The following is a 23,016-nucleotide window of genomic DNA, read 5'->3' as shown; positions in this document are numbered from 1 at the left end:
AGTTGGGGTGCTTGCTGTCACCTTCCTCGGTCGGTGCTCGCTGTCCCCCTCCTCGGTCCTCCCCCACAAGTGGGGGAGGAAGAGGGTGCAAAATGCAGCTCTGAAGTCGCATGTGGCAGCATCTCCTTCCCCCACTTGTGGGGGAAGGCCGGGATGGGGGACAGCGAGCACCATCCAGCGAGCACAATCCAGCCAGCACCATCCAGCAAGTCCCCAACCAACAGGAATCCCCCCTTGACCGATTTCGAACACTACTACCAACGCATCCGCCGCCAGCAAAAGCGCGACTCGCTGCTGTGGTCGCTGCTGTTACTGGCGCTCTATCTGGCCGCGGGCAAGATGGCGGAATTTAACCTGCTCACCGTCTGGCAGTCGATGCCACACTTTTTCGATTACATTGGCGAAACCCTGCCGGTGCTGCATTGGTCGGAACTCTTCTCCGATGTGAAAACCGAGGGATCGCTGGCTTACTGGGGCTATCGCCTGCACTACCAGCTGCCGCTGATCTGGGAAACCTTACAACTGGCGCTGTCGTCCACCATCATAGCTGTGGCGGTGGCTGGCGTGCTGGCGTTCTTCGCCGCCGACAACACCCAAACGCCACGCAGCCTGCGCATGGCGATCCGCGCGTTTGTCGCCTTCCTGCGCACCATGCCCGAACTGGCGTGGGCGGTGATGTTCGTGATGGCGTTTGGCATTGGCGCCATTCCTGGCTTCCTCGCGCTGGCGCTGCACACCGTCGGCAGCCTGACCAAACTGTTCTACGAAGCGATTGAGAGCGCCTCGGATAAACCGGTGCGCGGCCTCGCGGCGTGCGGTGCCAGCAAACTGCAGCGCATGCGCTTTGCCTTCTGGCCGCAGGTCAAACCGACGTTTCTCTCCTACAGCTTTATGCGACTGGAGATCAACTTCCGTTCCTCCACCATCCTCGGGTTGGTCGGTGCGGGCGGTATCGGGCAAGAGCTGATGACCAATATCAAACTCGATCGATACGATCAGGTCAGCATTACGCTGTTGCTGATCATTGTGGTGGTGTCGCTGCTGGATACGCTGTCCGGCTGGCTGCGTCGCCGCGTAGTGGAAGGAGACGTATCATGATCGCCTTAGCGCCGGATGTCGCCAAACTCAAGCAGGAGCATGCCGCCCTGTTTGCTGCGCAACACCGCTATCTGCGCCGCGTTGCGCTGATGGCGCTGGCCATCGCGCTCTATTACCTGTTCTTTTTCGAGTTTTTTGGCATTGAGTGGAGCCGTTTTCTCATTGGCTGCCAGCAGCTCAGCCGCTATTTCCTGCGTATGTTTGTCTGGCAGGATTTCCTCAACTGGCCGTTTGCTTACTACTTCACGCAGGTCGGGATTACGCTGGCGATTGTGTTTTCCGGCACGTTGACCGCGTCACTGATCGCCTTGCCGGTCTCGTTCCTGGCGGCACGTAACGTAATGCACGATCCGCTGACGCGTCCGATTGCGCTGGTGGTGCGTCGCGTACTGGATGTGCTGCGCGGCATCGACATGGCGATTTGGGGGCTGATCTTCGTGCGTGCCGTCGGCATGGGGCCGCTGGCTGGCGTGCTGGCGATCGTGATGCAGGATGTCGGCCTGCTCGGCAAACTCTACGCCGAAGGGCACGAAGCGGTGGAGCGTTCGCCGAGTCGCGGTCTCAGCGCGGTGGGCGCGAACAGCCTGCAAAAACATCGCTACGGCATTTTGACCCAATCTTTCCCGACCTTCCTCGCGCTCAGCCTGTATCAGATTGAGTCCAACACCCGCTCCGCAGCGGTGCTGGGCTTTGTTGGCGCGGGCGGCGTCGGCCTGGTGTATGCCGAGAACATGCGTTTATGGAACTGGGATGTGGTGATGTTCCTGACCCTGATTCTGGTGGCGGTGGTGATGATCATGGATGTTGTCTCCAGCAAGCTGCGTAAACGTTACATCACGGGGAAAGGGGTGCCGTTGTGGCAGCCTGCCGCGCGCGACTAAGCCGTTCACTGCGCTGCCAGGCGCGCTCCAGCGCCTGCACCAGCTGCGCGTGATGCCAGGGTTTCGCCAGCCGCTCACACAGCGGCAGCGTGACCTGCGTCTGGCGCAGATCCTGGCCGCTGATCAACACCGTTGCCAGATGCGGCCACTGCGCCTGCGCCTGGCGAATCACATCCGCGCCGTTAATGCTGCCCGGCAGCATCAAATCACTGATTAACAGATCGATATCCGGCGTCTGGCGCAGCAGCCTCAGCGCGCTTTCGCCGTCGCCACACTCCAGCGTCAGATAACCCAGTTGATGCAGATGTTCGCACAGCGTTTGTCGCACCGTCGGTTCATCATCCAGCACCAACACCAGCCGATCGTTGCTGGCCTGCGGCACCAGCGGCGGCGGCACGCTGAGCGGTTGCGCCGCTTCGGGCGCGCGCGGTAATAATAGCCGCACGGTGGTGCCTTGTCCCGGCGCGGTTTCCAGCTCAATCTGGCCGCCGGATTGCCGCACAAAGCCATATACCATTGATAAGCCCAAACCGCTGCCGCTGCCGATGGCTTTGGTGGTGAAGAACGGCTCAAACACCTGTTCACGCACCTCGGCCGACATGCCGCAGCCGTGATCGATCACTTCAATGGTGACGCGATCGCGCTTGCCGTCGGCTTCCTGTTTACGCTGATTCCAGATACGCAGGCGGATTTCGCCGCTCTGCTGCGCCATGGCATCGCGCGCGTTGACCACCAGATTGATCAGCGCGTTCTCCAGTTGTCCGGCATCGATCCACGCTGGCCAGCCGGGTCGCTGCGCATCGATCACCAGTTGCTGGCCGGGTAAAAGCGCGTGCTGCAGCAGCGAATGCAGATTATCCACCAACTCCACCACCGACACCGCGCGCGGGTAGAGCGCCTGCTTACGTGAGAAGGCCAGCAAGCGCTGCGTCAGCTGCGCCGCACGGTCGGCGGCCTGACGCGCGCGTTCGACGCGGCTGGCGAGCGTGCCGGGCGGCAGCTGATCGACGGTTAACGCCAGGCTGCCGATGATCACCGCCAGCAGATTATTGAAGTCGTGCGCCAGTCCGCCGGTCAGCTGTCCCACCGCTTTCATCTTCTGGCTGTGCAGCAGCGCTTCCTCCAGCGCCTTGCGCGTGGTGCGTTCCAGCACGGTATTCACCATGCCGCGCCGTGGCACCGGACTGAAGCGCAACTCCAGCGTGCGTCCATCCGCCAGCCGCACTTCCTGCGCATCGGCTAATCCGTTGAGCTCGACATCAACGCGTTTTAATAGCTGCTGATAGTGCAAACCGCGATGCAGTTCGCGCGGCGCGATGCCGAGCAGCTCGGCATATTGCGCATTCCATACCACCAGCTGACCGCTGTTATCGAACAGCGCAAAGCCGTCGCGCATGGCGAGAAAGGTCGATTCCAGCTGGTTGCTTTTCTCTTTTAGCAGGCGCGAAGTGTGCGCCAGCGACGCCGTATTGCGGGCAAACACGTTAAAGGCGCGCGCCAGATCGCCCAGCTCATCGCGCCGCGCCAGGCCCGGCACGTTGACGCTCTTTTCACCCTGCGCCAGCCGCGTCATGGCGTGGGCGATGGCGGTCAGACTCGAACCGAGATTGCGGTAGATGTAGTAACCGGCGTACCCGGTGATCAGCAGCGCCAGCAGCATAAACAGGCCGATAAAGCCGATGATCGAATCCAGCTCTGCATGCGTCACCGCGCTGCGTGCGTCACTCTGCTGCGCCACCAGCTGCACGTAATGGGTGATGTCGTCGTTGAGCATCGCCACCAGCGCTTTGATGCGATAGGTGGCGTAGGCGATGGCGATATCACTCTGCTCCAGCTGCTGCGCCACCGGCTGCAAATCCGTGCTGGTGGCGATCAGCCGCTGCACCTGGGTATTCAGCGCGCCGTTAAGCCTTAACGCTTGCCACTGGCGCAGCACCGAAGGCAATTGCTGCACTGCGGCCTGCGGCGCGCTGGATTGAATCGCCACGCTGAATAAGCTGTGAGTTTGCTGGCGCAGCGCGGCAGAAGGGGAATCGGTGCGCGTTAGCAGGTCAATGCGATTGAGTAACAGCTGCGATTGCCACAAGCCGCTCAGCATCACGTTGCGCTGCAGATGGCGCTGATGCCCGGCGCGCAGCAACTGATTGATGGTTTGTTCCAGCGTCTGGCTGCGCTCACGAATACGCGCTAGCAGCTGCGGCTGCTGTGCCGCCAGCGGCGCATTTGCCAGCAAGCTCAGCGACTGTTGCAGCTCCCGCTGCGTTTGCTGCAGGCGCGCCGATTCGCTCTGATACTCCAGCGCACCGACCACCTGCGATAACCGCACCGCCGCAATGGCCACATTGGCGGTGTCGCGCGCCAGCGCCAGGCTGCCGTTCATATCGGCCAGCGTTTGTGCCTGCGCCTGTTCCTGAATGTGACCTGCGTGGCGAAATCCAAAAATCGCGACCAGGCTCACCGCCAGCGTCACCGACATCACCAGCAGATTAAACAGCAGCAGACGGCTACGCGCGCCCGCGTGCCAGTGCAGACTGTGACTCATAGCTGCCACTCCTTACCGCTCAACTGCTGGCGAGTATAGAAGCGCGATCGGGGCGAAATATGACAAATATGAATGGCCGCTGACATTTTCCATTTATCTAAGCAGGTTTTACTCGCTGCAACCTTTGCCAGCAGGAGTCTGTAAATGGATGCCACACCGATACTCTCCATGCGGGGAATCACCCGACGCTTCGGCAACTTCTATGCGCTCAAGGGCGTGGATCTCACGGTCTGGCCCGGTGAAGTGCATGCGCTGATGGGCGAAAACGGCGCGGGCAAAAGTACTTTGATGAAAATTCTGGCCGGCGCCTATACCGCCAGCAGCGGGGAAATTCTTATCGACGGCCAGCCGTATGTCATAAAAGGCCCAAAAGAGGCGTTGGCGGCGGGCATTACCCTGATTTATCAGGAGATCAATCTGGCACCCAATTTGACGGTGGCGGAGAACATCTTTCTCGGCAGTGAAATCACGCGTGGAGGCCTGGTGAAGCGTCGCCAGATGGCGGAAGAGGCGCAGCGGGTGATTGATCGCCTGGGTGCGCAGTTCAGCGCCACCGATCTGGTGAGCCGCCTGAGTATTGCCGAGCAGCAGCAGGTGGAAATCGCCCGCGCGCTGCACCGCAACAGCCGCATTCTGGTGATGGATGAGCCGACTGCCGCGCTCTCCAACCGTGAAACCGAGCAGCTGTTTGCGCTGATTAAACGGCTGCGCAGCGAAGGCATGGCGATTATCTACATCAGCCATCGCATGGCGGAAGTGTATGAGCTGTCGGATCGCGTGAGCGTGCTGCGCGACGGGCAGTACGTCGGCAGCCTGACGCGCGAGCAGCTCAACGCCAGCGAGCTGGTGCGCATGATGGTCGGGCGGCCGCTCAGCGATCTGTTTAACAAAGACCGCGATATTCCGCTCGGCGACATCCGTCTCGCCGTCAATCACCTGTGCGACAAACACAAAGTGCGTCCCAGCAGCCTGTCGGTGCGTGCTGGCGAGATTGTCGGGCTGGCGGGGCTGGTCGGCGCCGGGCGCAGCGAACTGGCGCAGCTGATTTTTGGCGTGCATCAACCGAGCGGCGGTGAGATCTGGATCGACGGCGTGAAAGTGCAGATTCACTCGCCGCGCGACGCCATCGCACGCGGCATCGGTTTTCTCACCGAGAACCGCAAAGAGCAGGGCTTGTTCCTTGAACTGGCGGCGCAGGACAACATTGTGATGGCGACGCTGGAGCGCGATGCCAGCTACGGCCTGCTTAATCGGCGCAAAGGGCAGAAGATCGCCAGCGAGGCGATTGATGCGCTGAACATCCGCGTGCCGCATGCCCAGGTGCGCGCGGGCGGCTTGTCCGGCGGTAATCAGCAAAAGCTGCTGATTTCACGCTGGGTGGCAATTGCGCCGCGCATCCTGATTCTCGATGAGCCGACGCGCGGCGTTGATGTCGGCGCCAAGAGCGAAATCTACCGCATGATGCAGCAGATGGCGCAGCAGGGCGTGGCGATTTTGATGATCTCCAGCGAGTTACCGGAAGTGGTGGGCATGAGCGACCGCGTTTATGTGATGCGTGAAGGCGCCATCGCCGGTGAGTTGAGTGGGGCAGAGATTAGCCAGGAAAACATTATGACACTGGCCACCGGCGCGCAGCCGGTTCAGGCCTGAGGAGAGCGCAATGACCAGTGAATCCGCACGCGTAAAAAGTCCCACCCTCAAGCGCGCGTTAATGAGTGACCTGCTGCAAACCGTCGGCATCCTACCGATTTTGATCCTGATCGTGGCGGTATTTGGCTTTGTCACGCCGAACTTCTTCACCGAGGGCAATCTGCTCAACATTACGCGTCAGGCCTCGATCAACATCGTGCTGGCGGCGGGCATGACCTTTGTCATTCTCACTGGCGGCATTGATTTGTCGGTGGGATCGATGCTCGGCACCACGGCGGTGGTAGCGATGGCGGTGTCGCTCGATCCGGCATTTGCGTCACTGACGATCCCGGCGGCGTTAGGTGCCGGGCTGATTATGGGGTTGTTCAACGGCGTTCTGGTGGCGTGGGCGGGGCTGCCGCCCTTTATTGTCACGCTTGGTACCTACACCGCGATGCGCGGCGCGGCTTATCTGCTGGCCAACGGCACCACGGTGATCAACTCCGACATCAACTTTGAATGGATAGGCAACGGCTATCTCGGGCCGGTGCCGTGGCTGATCATCATCGCTTTTGCGGTGATCGCGCTGTGCTGGTTCATTCTGCGCCGCACTACCTTAGGTGTGCACATTTATGCTGTCGGCGGCAACGTGCAGGCGGCGCGCCTGACCGGCATCAAAGTCAGCGTGGTGCTGCTGTTTGTCTACGCCATGAGCGGCTTGCTGTCGGGGCTGGCTGGATTGATGAGCGCCTCGCGGCTCTACAGCGCCAACGGCAACCTTGGCGTGGGTTACGAGCTGGATGCGATAGCGGCGGTGATCCTCGGTGGTACCAGCTTTGTCGGCGGCATCGGCACCATCACCGGCACGCTGATTGGTGCGCTGATTATCGCCACGCTGAATAACGGGATGACGCTAATGGGCGTCTCCTATTTCTGGCAGTTAGTGATTAAGGGCGCGGTGATCATTATCGCGGTGTTGATCGATAAGTACCGGACGCGGCATCACGTGGGTTGAGTTACATCGTGCTTGCTGTCCCCCATCCCGGCCTTCCCCCATAAATGGGGGAAGGAGATGCTGCCACATGCAGCTTCCACACTCACATTTTGCAGCATCTTCCTCCCCCACTTGTGGGGGAGGACCGAGGAGGGGGACAGCGAGCACTAATCATAAAAACCAAAAAGCAGGAGAACATCGACTATGCGTTTTAATCCGATTCTAACCGGACTGCTGGCGGCTACGCTTCTGAGCGCGCCATTGGTGCAGGCCAAAGAGCTGAAATCCATTGGTGTGACCGTCGGCGATCTCGCCAACCCGTTCTTCGTGCAGATCACCAAAGGTGCGGAGCTGAAGGCGCGTGAACTGGCGGGCGACAAGGTCAACGTGACGCTGGTCTCCAGCGGCTACGATCTCGGCCAGCAGGTAGGGCAGATTGACAACTTCATCGCCGCCAAAGTGGACATGATCATCCTTAATGCCGCCGATTCCAAAGGTATCGCGCCCGCGGTAAAACGTGCGCGTGATGCCGGGATTGTAGTGGTGGCGGTCGACGTGGCGGCAGACGGCGCTAACGCCACTATCACCTCCGATAACACCGCTGCTGGCGCCATGGCGTGTAAATACATCTCCGACCGCCTGAAGGCCAAAGGCAACGTGGTGATCATCAATGGACCGCCGGTTTCTGCGGTGCAGAACCGTGTGGAAGGCTGCATGACCGAGCTGAAAACCCATCCGGACATCAAGCTGCTCTCCTACAACCAGAACGCCAAAGGCAGCCGCGAAGGTGGCCTCGAAGTGATGACCGGCCTGCTGTCGGCCAATCCGAAGATCGATGCAGTGTTCGCGATTAACGACCCAACGGCAATTGGTGCCGATCTGGCGGCGAAACAGGCTCAGCGCAATGAGTTCTTTATTGTCGGCGTCGATGGATCGCCAGACGGTGAAGAGGCGCTGAAACGCAAAGGCTCGCTGTTCGTGGCCACGCCAGCGCAGGACCCGCAGGTGATGGCGGCGAAAGCGGTGGAGATCGGCTATGACATCCTGCAGGGCAAGCCCGCGCCAGATAAGCCGGTGCTGATTCCGGTGACGATGATCGATCGTAACAGCGTCAGCAGCTACAAGGGCTGGACGGTGAAGTAAGCAGCCGCTGTCCCTCACCCTAACCCTCTCCCATAAATGGGAGAGGGGACAAATAGCGCCCTCTCCTGCTTGCGGGAGAAGGCTGGGGTGAGGGCCAGCGTGGAAAGGAGGTGAAGATGCAACGCTCAGAAGTGAATGCGATCCTACAACGCACCCGCGAATTCTTTATGCGTCAGGATGTGCATCTGCCGCCGTGGGCCGATTACGGCCTCAGCCAGTGGCGCGCGCTCGATAAACATGACGCCGATGAACTGCTGGCGCTGCATCTTGGCTGGGATGTCACCAGCTTCGGCGCTGACGATTTCAATCAAACCGGTTTAACCCTGTTCACACTGCGCAACGGTTCGCGGGGTGGCCAGCCGTGGGCCAAACCTTATGCCGAAAAAATCATGCATGTGCGCGAAGGGCAGGTCACGCCGCTGCATTATCACCCGCAAAAGATGGAAGACATTATCAATCGCGGCGGCGGCAATCTGATCGTCACGCTGCATAACCGTGCGGGCAATCAGCTGGCTGATACTGCGGTTAACGTCACACTCGATGGCATCCGCCAAACCCACGCCGCCGGTTCGCAGCTGCGTTTATCGCCGGGCGAAAGCGTTACCTTGTTGCCGGGCATCTGGCACAGCTTTTGGGGCGAAGAGGGCTACGGCGATGTGCTGGTGGGTGAAGTCTCGATGCCCAATGACGACGAACATGACAATGTGTTTCTCACGCCGCTGGCGCGCTTCAATCCGCTGGATGAAGATGAAGCACCGCGCTGGCTGCTGTGTAACGAATATCACCGCTGGCTGGCCTAAAGGAGCCTGATATGGCACTGATTTCACTGGCGCAGGGTTTGGCCCATGCGCAACAGAACGGCTACGCGCTTGGCGCGTTTAACGTCCTCGACACCCATTTCCTGCGCGCGCTCTATCAGGCCGCTGAGCGGCAGCGCTCGCCGTTTATTATCAGCATCGCTGAAGTGCATTTTAAGTATGTCAGCCTCGAGCATTTGGTCGCCGCGGTGCGTACCGAAGCGGCGCTGCACGCTATTCCGGTGGTGCTGCATCTCGATCATGGCCTGCATTTTGAGGCGGTGATGCAGGCGATTCGCCTTGGCTTTACCTCGGTCATGTTCGATGGCTCGACGCTCAGCTATGAGGAGAACGTGCGCCAGACGCGCGAGGTGGTGAAGATGTGTCACGCGCTCGGCGTGTCGGTGGAGGCTGAACTCGGTGCGGTGGGCGGCGATGAAGGCGGTGCGCTGTTTGGCGAGGCCGACAGCGATAAATTTACCGATCCGGCGCAGGCCGCTGATTTTGTGCACTCCACCGGCATTGATTGCCTGGCGGTGGCGATTGGCAATGCGCACGGCAAATACAAAGGCGAACCCAAACTCGACTTTGACCGGCTGGCAGCGATTCGCGCGACGGCCGGCATTCCGCTGGTGCTGCATGGCGGTTCCGGCATTAGCGACGCGGATTTCCGCCGCGCCGTCAGCCTTGGCATCAACAAAATCAATTTCTATACCGGCATGTCGCAGGCGGCGCTCGGGGCGATTGAAGCGCAGATCGCCCAACGCGATGCGCGCTACGACGCCTTTGCTGAGTTGTTGATGGCGGTAGAGCGCGACATCGCCAACGTGGTGGCGCAGCAGATGCAGGTATTCGGCAGCGCCGGGAGGGCATAATCGCATGGTGCGTAACGGAATCATCGGTGCCGGCAGCATGCTGGTGGATCACGTGCAGCGCATCAGCCATTGGCCGGAACAAGGCTGGCTAACCGAGATTCAGCACAGCGAGAAGTGCAGCGGCGGCGCGGCGCTCAACGTGCTGTTTACGCTGGCGCGCATGCAGCTGAATCTGCCGCTGGCGGGCGTCGGCATAGTAGGCGAGGACAGCGACGGCGATTACATCCTGCAACTGCTGGATGATCATCACATTGACCGCCAGTTTGTGCAGCGCATCGCAAGCATCAATACGGCGATGACGCAGGTGATGACCACGCCGGATGGCCAGCGCACCTTCTTCCATGCGCGCGGCGCCAATGGCAAGCTCGATCTGGCGCACTTCGCCGACGTCTTCACTGCACACCGCATCTTCCATCTCGGGTATTTGCTGCTGCTGGATAGCCTTGATGTGCCGGACGATGAATACGGCACGCGCAGCGCACGGCTGCTGGCGCAGATGCAGCAGCGCGGCTATCTTACCTCCCTCGATTTGGTGTCGCGCGTGGGCGAATATCGACCGCTGGTGATGCCTGCGCTGCGCTGGCTCGATTATCTGGTGATCAACGAACTGGAGGCGCAATCACTCACCGGCATCAGTTTGCGCACGCCGCACGGGCTTGCCGCACCGACTGCGTTTGCCGAGGCGGCGACCTGGCTAATGCAGCAAGGCGTACGTCAGCGGGTGGTGATCCACGCACCCGAAGGCGCGTGGGGCCAGCAAGCGGACGGCGAAGGGCGCTGGCAACCGGCGTGGTGCTTAGCGCCAGAAGAGATCGTTGGCAGCGTGGGGGCAGGCGATGCGTTTTGCGCCGGTGTGCTCTATGCCAGCCATGAAGGCTGGTCGCTGACGGAAACGCTGAAGCTGGCGCACACCTGCGCCTGTTTTAATCTGCATGCCGCCAACGCGCTGGACGGCACGCGGCCATTAGCCGAGATGCAGCGCTGGATGGATCAGGCGATTTGCGTTTCGCGTGCCGAAGAGGCAGGACGCATCACGTCGGCGGAGAAAACATAGCCGAGACCGCGAATGGTGCGGATCAGGCTCGGTTGATGCGGATTGATTTCTATCTTGCGTCGAAGCCGCATAATCAGTACATCAATAGTGCGATCAAACACCTCAAGGCTTTCGCTGTGCGTCAGTTCGAGCAGTTGATCGCGGGTTAATACTTTGCGCGCATGCGCCACCAGCGCGCGCAGCAGCGTGTATTCACCTTGCGTTAGCGGCACGCTTTCACGCTGCGGATTGAACAGTTGGCAGCGCGCATCGTCGAGGCGCCAGCCGTTAAATTGCCAACCTTCATCTGCTAACGCTTCCGGCTGCGCCAGCCGTCCGCAGCGTCGCAGCGCCGCGCGTGCCCGAGCCACTACCACGCGCGGGTTGAACGGCTTGGCGATGTAATCATCCGCGCCCATCTCCAGCCCCACCACCATATCCGCTTCCGAACCCATGCCGGTCAACATGATCACTAGCAGATCGGGACGCTGCCGCTGCATCTGTTGCAGCACCAGCAAGCCGTTGGTGTCTGGCAGCATCATATCCAGCATCACCAGTGAAATTTCCGGGTGTAGCGTGAGCAGGGCTAGCGCATCTTTACCCTGATGGCAGCAATAAACGGTAAATACATGTTCATTCAACACATCGTGCAGCAATTCGCACACTGCACGATCATCATCGACCACCAGAATCGCGGGCTTCATGGATGCGCCTCTTTTGTTACGAAAGGGTTAAAAGCAGTGTAACCCGATGTTTTTTACCTGCTGATTAAGGCAACAGAAACGTGAGCGCCATCGCCTGGCAGAGTGCGGAAGCGTGCAGTGCCGCACTCTTTTTGCCAAACCATCGTCAGGTAGGAAAACGATTGCGCGGCGCTGGTGCAATGCACCATAATCGCGCCTCATTCTGGTTCAGAATAATCTTAGCCGCAGCCGCAAATGAAAACGTAATCGATTGCGTAGGGGAGTGGCATAGCTATTGCTATATGGACAGGGGAAAGCGCAAGGTTTCACAACCTGTTGTCCAGTTTGCTTCGCTTTCAAAACAACAATAAGCATATAAACCACATTGGCAAGGAGCGCGCGCATTCGTGCCGACTCCGCTCATGAGAGATGATGATGTTAGAAAAACTCTTCAAACTAAAAGCGCACAACACCACGGTTCGCACCGAAATCATTGCGGGTATCACCACCTTCCTGGCAATGGCTTACATCCTGTTTGTTAACCCGAGCATTCTCGGCGCAACCGGCATGGATAAAGGTGCGGTCTTCGTGGCGACCTGTCTGGCGGCGGCGATTGGCTGTGTGTTAATGGGCCTGATCGCTAACTATCCGATTGCACTCGCACCGGGCATGGGCCTCAACGCCTTCTTCACCTATACCGTGGTGCTGCATATGGGTTACACCTGGCAAGTTGCGCTGGGCGCGGTGTTCTTGTCGGCGGTGATCTTCTTTGCCATGTCGCTTTTCAAAATTCGTGAGTGGATTATTAACAGCATTCCGCTGCCGCTGCGTGCCGGTATTGGTGCCGGTATCGGTCTGTTCCTGGCGATTATCGCGTTGGAAGGCGCGGGTATCGTGGTGGATAACCCAGCAACGCTGGTTGGCCTGGGCGATCTGACCAAACCGGGTCCGCTGCTGGCGCTGCTCGGCTTCTTCATCATTGTGGTGCTGGAAGCGCGTCGCGTTACCGGTGCGGTGCTGATCGGCATTCTGGTGGTGACCTTCATTTCTATGGGCATTGGCCTGACGCCGTTTGGTGGCGTGTTCTCCGCTCCGCCCTCTATCGCGCCAACCTTTATGCAGCTGGATATCGCCGGTGCCTTTAACGTCGGTTTGGTGAGCGTAATCTTCGCCTTCCTGTTCGTGGACGTGTTCGATAACACCGGCACCTTGCTGGGTGTGACCAAGCGCGCCGGTCTGGCAGATGAGCAGGGCAACGTGCCGAAAATGGGCCGTGCGTTGATTGCAGATAGCGCCGCCGCGCTGTTCGGCTCGCTGCTTGGTACTTCGACCACCACCAGCTATGTGGAATCTGCTGCCGGCGTCAGCGCCGGTGGCCGCACCGGCCTGACGGCGATTGTGGTGGCGATTCTGTTCCTGCTGAGCCTGTTCTTCTCGCCGCTCGCGGGCAGCGTACCGATTTATGCCACCGCGCCAGCACTGCTGTTTGTTGCGGTGCTGATGGCATCTGGCCTGGCGGATATTGACTGGAAAGACATCACCACCGCCGCGCCGGTAACCGTGACTGCGCTGACCATGCCGCTGACCTACTCGATCGCTAACGGTATTGCGTTCGGCTTCATCACCTGGACGGTGGTGAAACTGCTGAGCGGCCGCACCAAAGAGGTCAACCCGGCGCTGATCATTTTGTCGATTCTGTTTGTCATCAAACTGGGCTGGCTGAGCGCGTAAATCTCACTTAACGGAAGCCCGCTCGGGCTTCCGTGTCTGCTGTTGCATTCCTTCGCTTATTTTCTGCGAGACACCTCGCAATCCTTTTTGATGCTCACTTTCCTTCCATCTCAAAACGGCCCAGGCTGTGCGTGTTGTTTAAACCTGCCCGCAAAAAATGTGCTGCGAATGGCGGGATCGTGGAATGTTAACGCTGCGCAAATCTGTTTCACTAACGGTGTGGTGGAAAGATTGAGCAGCGCGATGGAAGAGGATTCGGTGATGGATTACCCCATTGGTACGGCAACTCGTGTGTTCCCACCGCGTATTTTTGACGTTGGTAACAAAGGAGATCATCAAATGGAACAACTCACCAAACGGGTTGAACAGCTGGAAAAAACCACGCAGCAGATTCAGACGGATGTTGCTGTGCTAACGGCGCGTTCAGAACATTTTGCTACTAAAGCGGATATCGAAAAGGTCAGGGCTGAGCAGGGTGTCATGCGGGTAGAGATTTTGGGTGAGCTGGGGGCGCTTGAACAACGTATCGATAAAAAGTTAGAGCGGATGGAGGATCAACTCAACCCGAAGTTCGACAAAATTGATCTAATATTTGAAAGAATTGACCAAAGATTTGAAAGAATTGACCAAAGATTTAACCAGCTGGAGGATAAAATATCTGCCTTCAATAACAGCATCACCTGGAAAATCATGATCCCGACCGGCCTTCTGGTGCTGGCGTGGTTTGTGCAGAATATCGTTTTGAAAATGTCATGACGCGCTTTACTGCACGGTTCCGGCCCTTCATGGGCCGGAACTCATCATGATTACCTAAACGGCGGCTCGTTAAAGGTTCTCAGCTTCCTCGAATGCAGCTTGTCGCCTTCAGCTCGTAGCAGTTCTACCGCGCAGATGCCAATCTGCAGGTGCTCGGAGATTGCGCCTTCATAGAAGCGGTTTGCCTGGCCCGGTAGCTTGATCTCGCCATGCAGCGGTTTATCGGATACGCACAGCAAGGTGCCGTAAGGCACGCGGAAGCGGTAACCCTGCGCGGCGATGGTGGCGCTCTCCATATCAACCGCAACGGCGCGGCTCAGGTTGAAGCGCAGCGCCGAAGCGGAGTAGCGCAGCTCCCAGTTGCGGTCATCGGTGGTGACCACGGTGCCGGTGCGCAGGCGCTGTTTGACTTCTTCGCCGGGCATACCGCTGACCGCTTTGGTGGCGTCATACAGTGCGCGCTGCACTTCGGCGATGCTGGGGATTGGGATATCTGGCGGCAGTACGCTATCCAGTACGTGATCATCGCGCAGGTAGGCATGCGCCAGCACATAGTCGCCGATGGTCTGGCTTTCGCGCAGTCCGCCGCAGTGGCCAATCATCAGCCAGGCGTGCGGACGAATCACCGCCAGGTGGTCACAGATGGTTTTGGCATTGGATGGCCCCACGCCGATGTTCACCAGCGTAATGCCGCGACGATTCGGTGATGTCAGGTGCCATGCCGGCATTTGGTGCTTCTTCCACGCCAGATCGGACATCATCGCCGTCGGGTCTTGCGTATCGGCGGTGATCACCACTTCACCGGCGCAGGCCAGGCTGTCGTAAGGCGTGGTGGGATCCTGCACCTGCTCAATCGCCCAGCGCACGAACTCATCGACGTAGCGCGTGTAGTTGGTGAACAGCACGAACGGCTGAAAGTGTTCTACGCTCGTGCCGGTGTAGTGGCGCAGGCGTGCCAGTGAGAAATCGGTGCGCAGGGCGTCAAAGTGCGACAGCGGGAAAATCGCATTGGCGTGGAACAGGCCGTCGGCGGTTTCATCACCGATTTGCGACAGTTCGGTGGTGGGGAAATGGCGTGCGATGCTGGCGCTCATTGAGCGGTCCAGTGACAAGCCGTCAATCACATAAGGATAAGGAATTTCCTGCTGCGAAGGCGCGACCTCAATCAGCACGTCGTACTCCTTCTCCAGCATCTGCAGCTGCTCGCTGAGATAGTGGCGCAGCAGCGCCGGGCGCGTAATGGTGGTGCTGTAGCTGCCGGTATGGGTAAAACGTCCCCACGCGCGGGTGCGATTTTGCTGCGGACCTTCACCCAGCCAGGTGATGCGCAGCTGCGGATAAACAAACAGCCCTTGCTGACGCGCGGCCTCATCCGGCAACTGTCCGGTGGCAGTGAAATCGCGAATGGCGTTGCGCAGCGCGTCAACGGCTGCATCGTAAAGGCGTTCTAGTTCGTCCAGCGCTTGCTGGCTGCTCAATCCGTTCCGTTGTGTATTCATGGGTTCTCCTTCAGAAACATGGACCGTTTTCACCAGAGCATAGCGGATAAACCCTTCGCTACGATGAAGAATCTGTGATCAACCGCATTCTGCACCATCACGGTGCTGGTGCGTGGCGTAACCGCGGCTATGTTTATGATCAGCAGGGATGTTACATCGCGTGTCTCCTGTTCTGGAGCGATGCCCGAGTAATAAATCGTCCACCTTCGCGGTATTGGCGAGCTTATTGCTTAGTTTTCAACCGTGGCCTTAATGAATCCATCCGGTTCTCAAAGCAGGTTGCCATAAATGGCGACTCTTCGGGTGTTGGAGGCCGCACTCTGTTCTGCCGAAGTTTCAGAAATTGATTTCTCCCAGGCCGTGGTATGGCTCCGTTCCTGACCCGTTGAGGATTGAAAGCATGTCTTTGAAATTCATAAAACACCCAATGAAGGTGGCGATTGCAGGTTGTTTAAGCGTGGCCTTTTACGCTCAGGCAGATATTAAAATTGGTGTGGCGGGTCCGTTCTCTGGGCCTAATGCGACGTACGGCGCGCAATACTGGAAAGGCGCAAGCCAGGCCGCGGAGGATATCAATGCGGCAGGCGGCATCAACGGCGAGAAAATCGTGCTGGTGCAGGGCGACGACGCGTGTGAACCGAAGCAGGCGGTATCCGTCGCTAACCGACTGGTCGATCAGGATAAAGTGATGGCGGTGGTTGGCCACTTCTGCTCCTCATCCACCATGCCCGCTTCGGAAGTCTATGATGAGGCCGGCGTTTTAGCGATCACGCCCGGATCCACCAACCCAAAAATTACCGAACGCGGCATGAAAACCCTATTCCGCATGTGTGGTCGTGATGACCAGCAAGGCGCCATCGCCGCGGATTACATCATCGACAAGCTGAAAGCGAAGAAAGTGGTCATCATTCATGACAAAGACACTTACGGCCAGGGTTTGGCGGATGCCACCAAAGCCTCACTTGAAAAGCGCGGCGTGAAAGAAGTGCTGTATGAAGGATTGTCTCGCGGTGAGAAAGATTTCAATGCGCTGGTAACCAAGATCGGCGCGCTGAAACCGGACGTGGTCTATTTCGGCGGCTGTCATCCTGAAGCCGGTCCGCTGGTGCGTCAGATGCGTGAGCAGGGCGTTAATGCAGCTTTCTTCTCCGGTGACTGCATTGTGACGGAAGAGATGGTGACGGCAGCAGGCGGCCCGCAATACACCAAAGGCGTCTACATGACCTTCGGCAACGATCCGCGCACCATCGCCGATGGCAAAGCGGTTATCGACAAATTCCGCGCCGGCGGATTTGAGCCAGAAGGTTACACCCTGTATGCCTACGCCTCCGTGCAGACGCTGGCCGCCGCTTACAAAGCAGCCGGTAAAGACAACGCCAAGGCCAGCGACTGGCTGAAAGCCAACAGCGTCGATACCGTCATGGGCAAAAAAGGCTGGGACAGTAAAGGCGATCTCAAGGTGTCGGATTACGTCGTGTATCAATGGGACGACAAAGGCAAGTATCACCAGCTGTAATGTGCCACGCGGCCCCGCGCAGTGCGGGGCCATTCGCGATTGCGCGCGAGGTGTGCGCTCCTATTGAGTACGAGACGACATTATGGACGCCTTTTTCTTACAGCAGCTGATCAACGGTTTAACGCTCGGTGCCGTGTATGGCCTGATCGCCATCGGCTACACCATGGTTTACGGCATTATCGGCATGATCAACTTCGCCCACGGCGAGGTGTATATGATCTCCGCCTATCTGTGTGCCATTGGCTTATCGCTACTCAGCTTTTTTGGCATTCACTCCTTCCCGCTACTGATATTCGGCACCTTAATCTTCACCATTATCGTTACCTCGGCTTACGGCTGGGCGATTGAGCGCATCGCCTATCGACCGCTGCGCAATTCGACGCGCCTTGCGCCGCTGATTTCAGCGATCGGCATGTCACTGATTTTGCAAAACTATGTGCAACTCAGTCAGGGGCCAAATCAGCAGGGCATTCCGACGTTGCTGACCGGCGTGTTGCGCATGGAATTTGATGGCGGCGTGGTGCAAATCACCTGGACCAAAATCTTCATCCTGATCGCGGCGTTTTGCGGCATGGCGCTGCTGACCTGGATTATCCAGTACACCAAACTCGGGCGTATCTGCCGCGCAGTGCAGCAGGATCGGCGCATGGCTTCCATTCTCGGCATCAATACCGATCGCGTTATCTCGCTGGTTTTTGTGATTGGTGCGGCGATGGCGGGATTGGCCGGCGTGCTGGTGACGATGAATTACGGCACCTTTGATTTTTACGCCGGATTTATTATTGGCATCAAAGCGTTCACCGCTGCGGTGCTCGGCGGCATCGGTTCGCTGCCGGGCGCGATGCTTGGCGGATTACTGCTGGGCGTCGCGGAAGCGCAGTTCGCCGGGATGGTGAATTCTGACTACAAAGATGTGTTCTCGTTTTCGCTGCTGGTGGTGATTTTGATCTTCCGCCCGCAAGGACTGCTGGGACGACCGCTGGTCGCTAAAGTGTGAGGAAGCCCCGATGAATGCAATGACGCAAAATCCTGTGCGCCAGGCGCTGCTCGATACGCTGCTGGCGGGGTTAGTGGCGCTGGTGGTATTTGGTCCGATTGTTGGCGTGGTGCTCGATGGTTACAGCTTCAAACTGTCGCCACAGCGCGTGGCGCTGCTGGTGGCGGTGGTGATGGCGGGGCGTTTGCTGTTCAGTTTGTTTCTGCACGCGCCTGTTGGTCAGCGCATCATGCGCAAGTTTGCCAGCAGCGATGACGGGGTTTACGTGCGCGAGCCTGGCTATCGGTCGCGTTTGCGCTGGATATTGCCGCTGCTGCTGATCGTGGCGCTGGCCTTTCCGTTTCTCTCCAGTAAATATCTGCTGACGGTGGCGATTCTCGGCCTGATTTATGTGCTGCTCGGGCTAGGCTTGAACATTGTGGTCGGGCTCGCCGGATTACTCGATCTCGGCTACGTGGCTTTTTATGCCATCGGTGCGTACGGCCTGGCGCTTGGCTATCAATATCTCGGATTGGGGTTCTGGAGCATGCTGCCGCTGGCGGCGCTGCTGGCCGCTTTTGCTGGCGCGCTGCTTGGGTTCCCGGTGCTGCGCATGCACGGCGATTATCTGGCGATTGTCACGCTCGGCTTCGGTGAAATCATTCGTCTGGTGCTGACCAATTGGGTCGCCTTTACCGGCGGCCCGAACGGGGTTTCCGTGCCGTCGCCGACCTTCTTTGGCCTCGAGTTTGCCCGCCGCGCGCGCGATGGCGGCGTGCCGTATCACGAGTTTCTGCACGTCACTTACAACCCGAATATGAAATTTATCTTTATCTATGTTGTGCTGGTTCTGGTGGTGTTGCTGGTGCTGTGGATCAAGCATCGCCTGACGCGTATGCCGATTGGCCGCGCCTGGGAAGCGCTGCGTGAAGATGAGATTGCCTGCCGCGCGATGGGGCTTAACCATGTGTTGGTTAAGCTTTCAGCCTTTATGTTGGGCGCGTCAACGGCGGGCATCGCCGGGGTGTTTTTTGCCAGCTATCAGGGCTTCGTTAATCCCACCTCGTTTACCTTTTTTGAGTCGGCGCTGATTCTCGCCATTGTGGTGCTTGGTGGGATGGGATCGACGCTCGGCGTGGTGCTGGCAGCGTTTGTGCTGACGGTGGCACCGGAACTGCTGCGCAGCTTTGCCGAATACCGCGTGCTGCTGTTCGGCATGCTAATGGTGCTGATGATGATCTGGCGGCCACGTGGGCTGGTGCGCACCGCACGCGTTGGCGTGCCACTGCGAAAAGGAGTGCGCCATGAGTGATGCCATCCTGCAAGTGGACAACCTGATGATGCGCTTTGGCGGCATCAAGGCGCTGAATGACGTCAGCCTGGCGGTGGAGCGCGGTTCGGTGACCTCATTAATTGGTCCTAACGGCGCCGGTAAAACCACGGTGTTCAACTGCCTGACCGGTTTTTATCGCGCCAGCGGCGGACGCATTGTGCTCAACGCCAATCAGCGCAGCACCGATGTGATTCAGGTGTTGGGGCAAAAAATTCACGCAGGTGACTGGATCAATCCTACACGGCTCGGCTCGCGGCTCTGGTATAAGATGTTTGGCGGCGCGCATCTGGTGAACCGCGCCGGGCTGGCGCGTACCTTTCAAAATATCCGGCTGTTCCGCGAAATGTCGGTGATTGAGAATCTGCTGGTGGCACAGCATATGCAGGTCAATCGTCAGCTGCTGGCGGGCGTGCTGAACACACGCGGCTACCGCGAAGCAGAAAATCGCGCGCTGGATCGCGCTTTTTACTGGCTGGAAAACGTCGATTTGGTCGCCAGCGCCAACCGCCTGGCGGGCACGCTCTCTTACGGTCAGCAACGGCGGCTGGAGATCGCGCGCGCCATGTGTACGCGACCGGAACTGATTTGTCTGGATGAACCGGCGGCTGGGCTGAATCCGGTGGAAACCGAGGCGTTGAGCGCGATTTTACATCGTCTGCGCGCCGACCATCGCATCAGCGTGTTGCTGATTGAACACGACATGCCAATGGTGATGCGCATTTCCGATCACATCGTAGTGCTCGATCATGGCGATGTGATTGCCCAGGGCACGCCGCAGCAAATTCGACACGATCCCAAAGTGATTGCCGCCTATCTCGGCGCAGAAGAGGAGAGCGATCATGGCTGAACCGATGCTGGCTTTTGAGCAAGTCGATGTGTTTTACGGTCCTTTGCAGGCGTTGAAACAGGTGTCGTTGACGGTGAATCAGGGCGAAACCGTGGCGCTGATTGGTGCTAACGGCGCGGGAAAATCCACGCTGCTGATGTCGATCTTTGGTCAGCCGCGCATTGCCAGCGGCGAGATACGTTTGCGCGGCGAAGCGATCAGCCAGCGTTCGACGCACTTCATCGCCGCCAGCGGCATTGCGCAGGCTCCGGAAGGACGACGCATCTTTCCTGATATGACGGTGGAAGAGAACCTGCTGATGGGCACCATCGCTATCGGCGAACGTTTTGTTAAACAGGACAAAGATCGCATGTATCAGCTGTTTCCGCGCCTGCTGGAGCGGCGTAAGCAGCGCGCCATGACGCTCTCCGGCGGCGAGCAGCAGATGCTGGCGATTGCCCGCGCGCTGATGAGTCGACCTAAACTGTTGCTGCTCGACGAACCCAGTCTTGGCCTCGCGCCGATCGTGGTGAAGCAGATCTTTGGCATTCTGCGCGAGTTGACCCAGCAAGGCATGACGCTGTTTCTGGTGGAGCAGAATGCCCGCCATGCATTGCAGCTAGCCGATCGCGGCTATGTGATGGTGAACGGTGAGATTCGCCTGAGCGGCAGCGGCGCAGAGCTGCTCAATAATGACGACGTGCGCAGCGCCTATTTGGGCGGCGCAGCCGATCCTGCGGTGGTGGCGACAAAAAGTTTGTAATAATGATTAAATGGTGAGGGGAAACACTTTGCATAATTCTTAGTGGCCTATCATCATTATTACTCTTCTTCCTCTCCAAAGTGATTTGGTAATCCCTTGCAAAATCCTGGCGTAGCAGTGATGCGGGCGGTCAGAAACACGGCGTGGTATCCCAAGCGCCGCGCTTACCGTACGTTGTTCTGGCGAGAAATCACCCCATTAGCCGTGCCCATCTTTATCGAAAACCTCTGCGTGATGCTGATGGGCGTCCTCAGTACCTTTTTGGTGAGCTGGCTGGGTAAAGAAGCGATGGCGGGCGTCGGTTTGGCCGACAGCTTCAACATGGTGATCATCTCCTTCTTTGCCGCCATCGATCTCGGCACCACTGTGGTGGTGGCGTTCAGCCTGGCGAAACGCAACGGCAAACGTGCGCGAGCCGCCACCAGACAGTCGCTGGGATTGATGACCGCGCTGGCGTTTGTGCTGGTGATCGCCATCGAGTTTTGGGGGCATCTGATCATTGATGTGATTGCCGGCAGCGCCGATCCCAAAGTGAAAGAGCTGGCGCTGAGCTATCTGCAAACCTCGGCGTGGAGCTATCCCGCAGCGGCAATTGCGCTGATTGGCAGCGGCGCGCTGCGTGGCGCGGGCAATACTAAAATCCCGATGCTGATCAACGGCGGCATGAACATTCTCAACATCGTGATCAGTAGCGTGCTGATTTACGGCTGCCTCGGTTGGGAAGGGCTGGGCTTTGTTGGTGCCGGATTGGGCTTAACCATTTCGCGCTATATTGGTGCGGCGGCGGCGATTTACGTGCTGTATCGCGGCATTACGCCAGCCCTGAAAATCTCCATCACCAGCTATTTCCGGCGCTGGGATCGCAATATTCTGATGGAAGTGTTGGGCATTGGCGTGCCCGCCAGTATTGAATCGGTACTGTTTAACGGCGGTAAGCTGCTCACGCAGATTTTTGTCGCTGGCATGGGTACCAATGAGATCGCCGGTAACTTTATCGCCTTCTCGATTGCTTCGCTGATTAACCTGCCGGGTAACGCGCTGGGATCGGCGTCGACCATTATTACCGGCCGCAGGTTGGGACTGAATCAGGTGATGCAGGCTGAACGGCAAATCAAACACGTTTTCTGGCTGGCGATGATTGGATTGTGTTCGCTGGCGCTGATCACCGTGCCGCTCGCCGGAACACTCGCGCAGTTTTACAGCCGCGATCCGGAAGTCATTTCAGTTACCAAGCATTTGATTTGGCTGAATGCCGCCTTTATGCCGATCTGGACCGCTTCATGGGTGCTGCCCGCCAGCCTGAAAGGCGCGCGCGATGCGCGTTACACCATGTATGTGTCCATGTTTAGCATGTGGGGCGCCCGCGTCGTAGCCGGTTATTTCCTTGGGATTGTATTGGGAATGGGCGTGATAGGCGTGTGGCTCGGCATGTTCCTCGACTGGACGGTGCGCGGCGTATTTTTCTGGTGGCGACTCAACAGCGGCAAATGGCTGAACAATTACCGCAAGATGATGGCGAAGAGCAGGGGATAGGGTATTGGCTGGTCCCCATTGTGGGCTTTACATATGCATTAATTGGCAAAGAAGCGCACAACTAATCGGTTTGGTTATAGGAGAGAATACGGTTTACTGTCAGCGTCAATCATTTGTGGAGAAGCTGACAATGAAACACCTCTTGCAGCAGTGGTTCAACCAACTGATCAATGGCGAGACTGGACCCGCAGAAGAGCGCGAATTCGATCTCAGTAATCATATCGACCTTCTGATTCCCATCAGCCAGCTGTACGGTGTTGAGTTCCATCCTTCGGTGTATCGTTACTATGAGAGATGAGCGCCTGCACCATGTCATCCGCTACAGCTACTGGAATGAGCTGTGCGCTGTTGAATAAAGAACCCGCTCTAGCCAGCGGGTTTTTTATGCCTGAAATTTGACCCTTCGTT

At 58.2% G+C, this 23,016-nt stretch carries 21 protein-coding genes; 18 read left to right on the top strand and 3 right to left on the bottom strand.

Annotation, left to right across the window (positions count from 1 at the left end; genetic code table 11):
* Positions 1 to 234: 234 nt before the first annotated feature.
* Together phnE (PO881_RS12035) and phnE (PO881_RS12030) are read left to right on the top strand one after the other, a co-directional pair.
* Positions 235 to 1,098, top strand: coding sequence for a phosphonate ABC transporter, permease protein PhnE (gene phnE, locus PO881_RS12035; RefSeq protein ID WP_280171831.1), 864 nt, complete (start codon positions 235 to 237; stop codon positions 1,096 to 1,098).
* Entirely contained in the window at positions 1,095 to 1,979 is an 885-nt protein-coding gene (gene phnE / locus PO881_RS12030) for a phosphonate ABC transporter, permease protein PhnE (RefSeq protein WP_280171830.1), read from the top strand. Before phnE (PO881_RS12035) ends, phnE (PO881_RS12030) begins: the two co-directional genes overlap by 4 nt.
* On the opposite strand, the gene PO881_RS12025 is transcribed toward phnE (PO881_RS12030), so the two are convergent.
* The gene (locus PO881_RS12025; protein ID WP_280171829.1) at positions 1,933 to 4,521 is read right to left on the bottom strand and encodes an ATP-binding protein; all 2,589 of its coding nucleotides are present in this window, start codon (positions 4,519 to 4,521) and stop codon (positions 1,933 to 1,935) included. The two genes, phnE (PO881_RS12030) and PO881_RS12025, sit on opposite strands and share 47 nt — an antisense overlap.
* Positions 4,522 to 4,665: 144 nt before the next feature.
* On the opposite strand from PO881_RS12025, the gene PO881_RS12020 reads away from it, so the two are divergent.
* The 6 genes from PO881_RS12020 (at position 4,666) to PO881_RS11995 (ending at position 11,013) form a co-directional block, all read left to right on the top strand.
* Entirely contained in the window at positions 4,666 to 6,171 is a 1,506-nt protein-coding gene (locus PO881_RS12020) for a sugar ABC transporter ATP-binding protein (protein WP_101762810.1), read from the top strand.
* Positions 6,172 to 6,181: 10 nt separating this feature from the next.
* On the top strand, positions 6,182 to 7,165 hold the full coding sequence (locus PO881_RS12015) for a ribose ABC transporter permease (RefSeq protein ID WP_192411581.1): 984 nt from the start codon (positions 6,182 to 6,184) through the stop codon (positions 7,163 to 7,165).
* A 183-nt stretch (positions 7,166 to 7,348) separates the two neighbouring features.
* A complete protein-coding gene (locus PO881_RS12010; protein ID WP_101762808.1) occupies positions 7,349 to 8,287 on the top strand; it encodes an ABC transporter substrate-binding protein in 939 nt (312 codons plus the stop codon).
* Positions 8,288 to 8,403: 116 nt separating this feature from the next.
* Positions 8,404 to 9,087: a D-lyxose/D-mannose family sugar isomerase gene (locus tag PO881_RS12005; RefSeq protein ID WP_110868355.1), complete on the top strand. Its 684-nt coding sequence runs from the start codon at positions 8,404 to 8,406 to the stop codon at positions 9,085 to 9,087.
* Between the two features lie 11 nt (positions 9,088 to 9,098).
* Positions 9,099 to 9,959 (top strand): ketose 1,6-bisphosphate aldolase, encoded by an 861-nt coding sequence (locus tag PO881_RS12000; protein WP_101762806.1) that lies wholly within the window; start codon positions 9,099 to 9,101, stop codon positions 9,957 to 9,959.
* Between the two features lie 4 nt (positions 9,960 to 9,963).
* Positions 9,964 to 11,013 (top strand): carbohydrate kinase family protein, encoded by a 1,050-nt coding sequence (locus PO881_RS11995; RefSeq protein ID WP_280171828.1) that lies wholly within the window; start codon positions 9,964 to 9,966, stop codon positions 11,011 to 11,013.
* On the opposite strand, the gene PO881_RS11990 is transcribed toward PO881_RS11995, so the two are convergent.
* Entirely contained in the window at positions 10,950 to 11,696 is a 747-nt protein-coding gene (locus PO881_RS11990; RefSeq protein WP_101762804.1) for a response regulator transcription factor, read from the bottom strand. The two genes, PO881_RS11995 and PO881_RS11990, sit on opposite strands and share 64 nt — an antisense overlap.
* 80 nt (positions 11,697 to 11,776) lie before the next feature.
* On the opposite strand from PO881_RS11990, the gene PO881_RS11985 reads away from it, so the two are divergent.
* The 3 genes from PO881_RS11985 (at position 11,777) to PO881_RS11975 (ending at position 14,162) form a co-directional block, all read left to right on the top strand.
* On the top strand, positions 11,777 to 12,046 hold the full coding sequence (locus PO881_RS11985) for a hypothetical protein (protein ID WP_137386057.1): 270 nt from the start codon (positions 11,777 to 11,779) through the stop codon (positions 12,044 to 12,046).
* A gap of 61 nt (positions 12,047 to 12,107) precedes the next feature.
* On the top strand, positions 12,108 to 13,406 hold the full coding sequence (locus PO881_RS11980; protein ID WP_218168305.1) for an NCS2 family permease: 1,299 nt from the start codon (positions 12,108 to 12,110) through the stop codon (positions 13,404 to 13,406).
* Positions 13,407 to 13,574: 168 nt separating this feature from the next.
* Positions 13,575 to 14,162, top strand: coding sequence for a hypothetical protein (locus PO881_RS11975; protein ID WP_277973758.1), 588 nt, complete (start codon positions 13,575 to 13,577; stop codon positions 14,160 to 14,162).
* Positions 14,163 to 14,212: 50 nt separating this feature from the next.
* Here the strand turns inward: PO881_RS11975 and PO881_RS11970 are convergent, their stop codons facing one another.
* Positions 14,213 to 15,661, bottom strand: coding sequence for an AMP nucleosidase (locus PO881_RS11970; RefSeq protein WP_110868358.1), 1,449 nt, complete (start codon positions 15,659 to 15,661; stop codon positions 14,213 to 14,215).
* Between the two features lie 400 nt (positions 15,662 to 16,061).
* Between PO881_RS11970 and PO881_RS11965 the strand changes: the two genes are divergently transcribed.
* The 7 genes from PO881_RS11965 (at position 16,062) to PO881_RS11935 (ending at position 22,906) form a co-directional block, all read left to right on the top strand.
* A complete protein-coding gene (locus tag PO881_RS11965) occupies positions 16,062 to 17,177 on the top strand; it encodes a branched-chain amino acid ABC transporter substrate-binding protein (protein ID WP_210081934.1) in 1,116 nt (371 codons plus the stop codon).
* 82 nt (positions 17,178 to 17,259) lie between these two features.
* A complete protein-coding gene (locus PO881_RS11960) occupies positions 17,260 to 18,174 on the top strand; it encodes a branched-chain amino acid ABC transporter permease (protein ID WP_008105462.1) in 915 nt (304 codons plus the stop codon).
* 10 nt (positions 18,175 to 18,184) lie between these two features.
* Positions 18,185 to 19,465 (top strand): high-affinity branched-chain amino acid ABC transporter permease LivM, encoded by a 1,281-nt coding sequence (gene livM / locus PO881_RS11955; protein ID WP_101762800.1) that lies wholly within the window; start codon positions 18,185 to 18,187, stop codon positions 19,463 to 19,465.
* Positions 19,458 to 20,333: an ATP-binding cassette domain-containing protein gene (locus PO881_RS11950; RefSeq protein ID WP_137386054.1), complete on the top strand. Its 876-nt coding sequence runs from the start codon at positions 19,458 to 19,460 to the stop codon at positions 20,331 to 20,333. Before livM ends, PO881_RS11950 begins: the two co-directional genes overlap by 8 nt.
* Positions 20,326 to 21,075: an ABC transporter ATP-binding protein gene (locus PO881_RS11945; RefSeq protein ID WP_101762798.1), complete on the top strand. Its 750-nt coding sequence runs from the start codon at positions 20,326 to 20,328 to the stop codon at positions 21,073 to 21,075. Before PO881_RS11950 ends, PO881_RS11945 begins: the two co-directional genes overlap by 8 nt.
* A gap of 120 nt (positions 21,076 to 21,195) precedes the next feature.
* A complete protein-coding gene (locus PO881_RS11940) occupies positions 21,196 to 22,608 on the top strand; it encodes an EmmdR/YeeO family multidrug/toxin efflux MATE transporter (protein WP_280171827.1) in 1,413 nt (470 codons plus the stop codon).
* A 130-nt stretch (positions 22,609 to 22,738) separates the two neighbouring features.
* A complete protein-coding gene (locus PO881_RS11935) occupies positions 22,739 to 22,906 on the top strand; it encodes a hypothetical protein (RefSeq protein WP_167391193.1) in 168 nt (55 codons plus the stop codon).
* Positions 22,907 to 23,016: the final 110 nt, after the last annotated feature.

The sequence above is a fragment of the Pantoea sp. SS70 genome, from assembly GCF_029866845.1.
In the GTDB taxonomy this organism is placed as follows: domain Bacteria; phylum Pseudomonadota; class Gammaproteobacteria; order Enterobacterales; family Enterobacteriaceae; genus Pantoea; species Pantoea leporis.
Note: the sequence above shows the minus strand (reverse complement) of the source record. Positions and strands in the feature narration are given on the sequence as shown.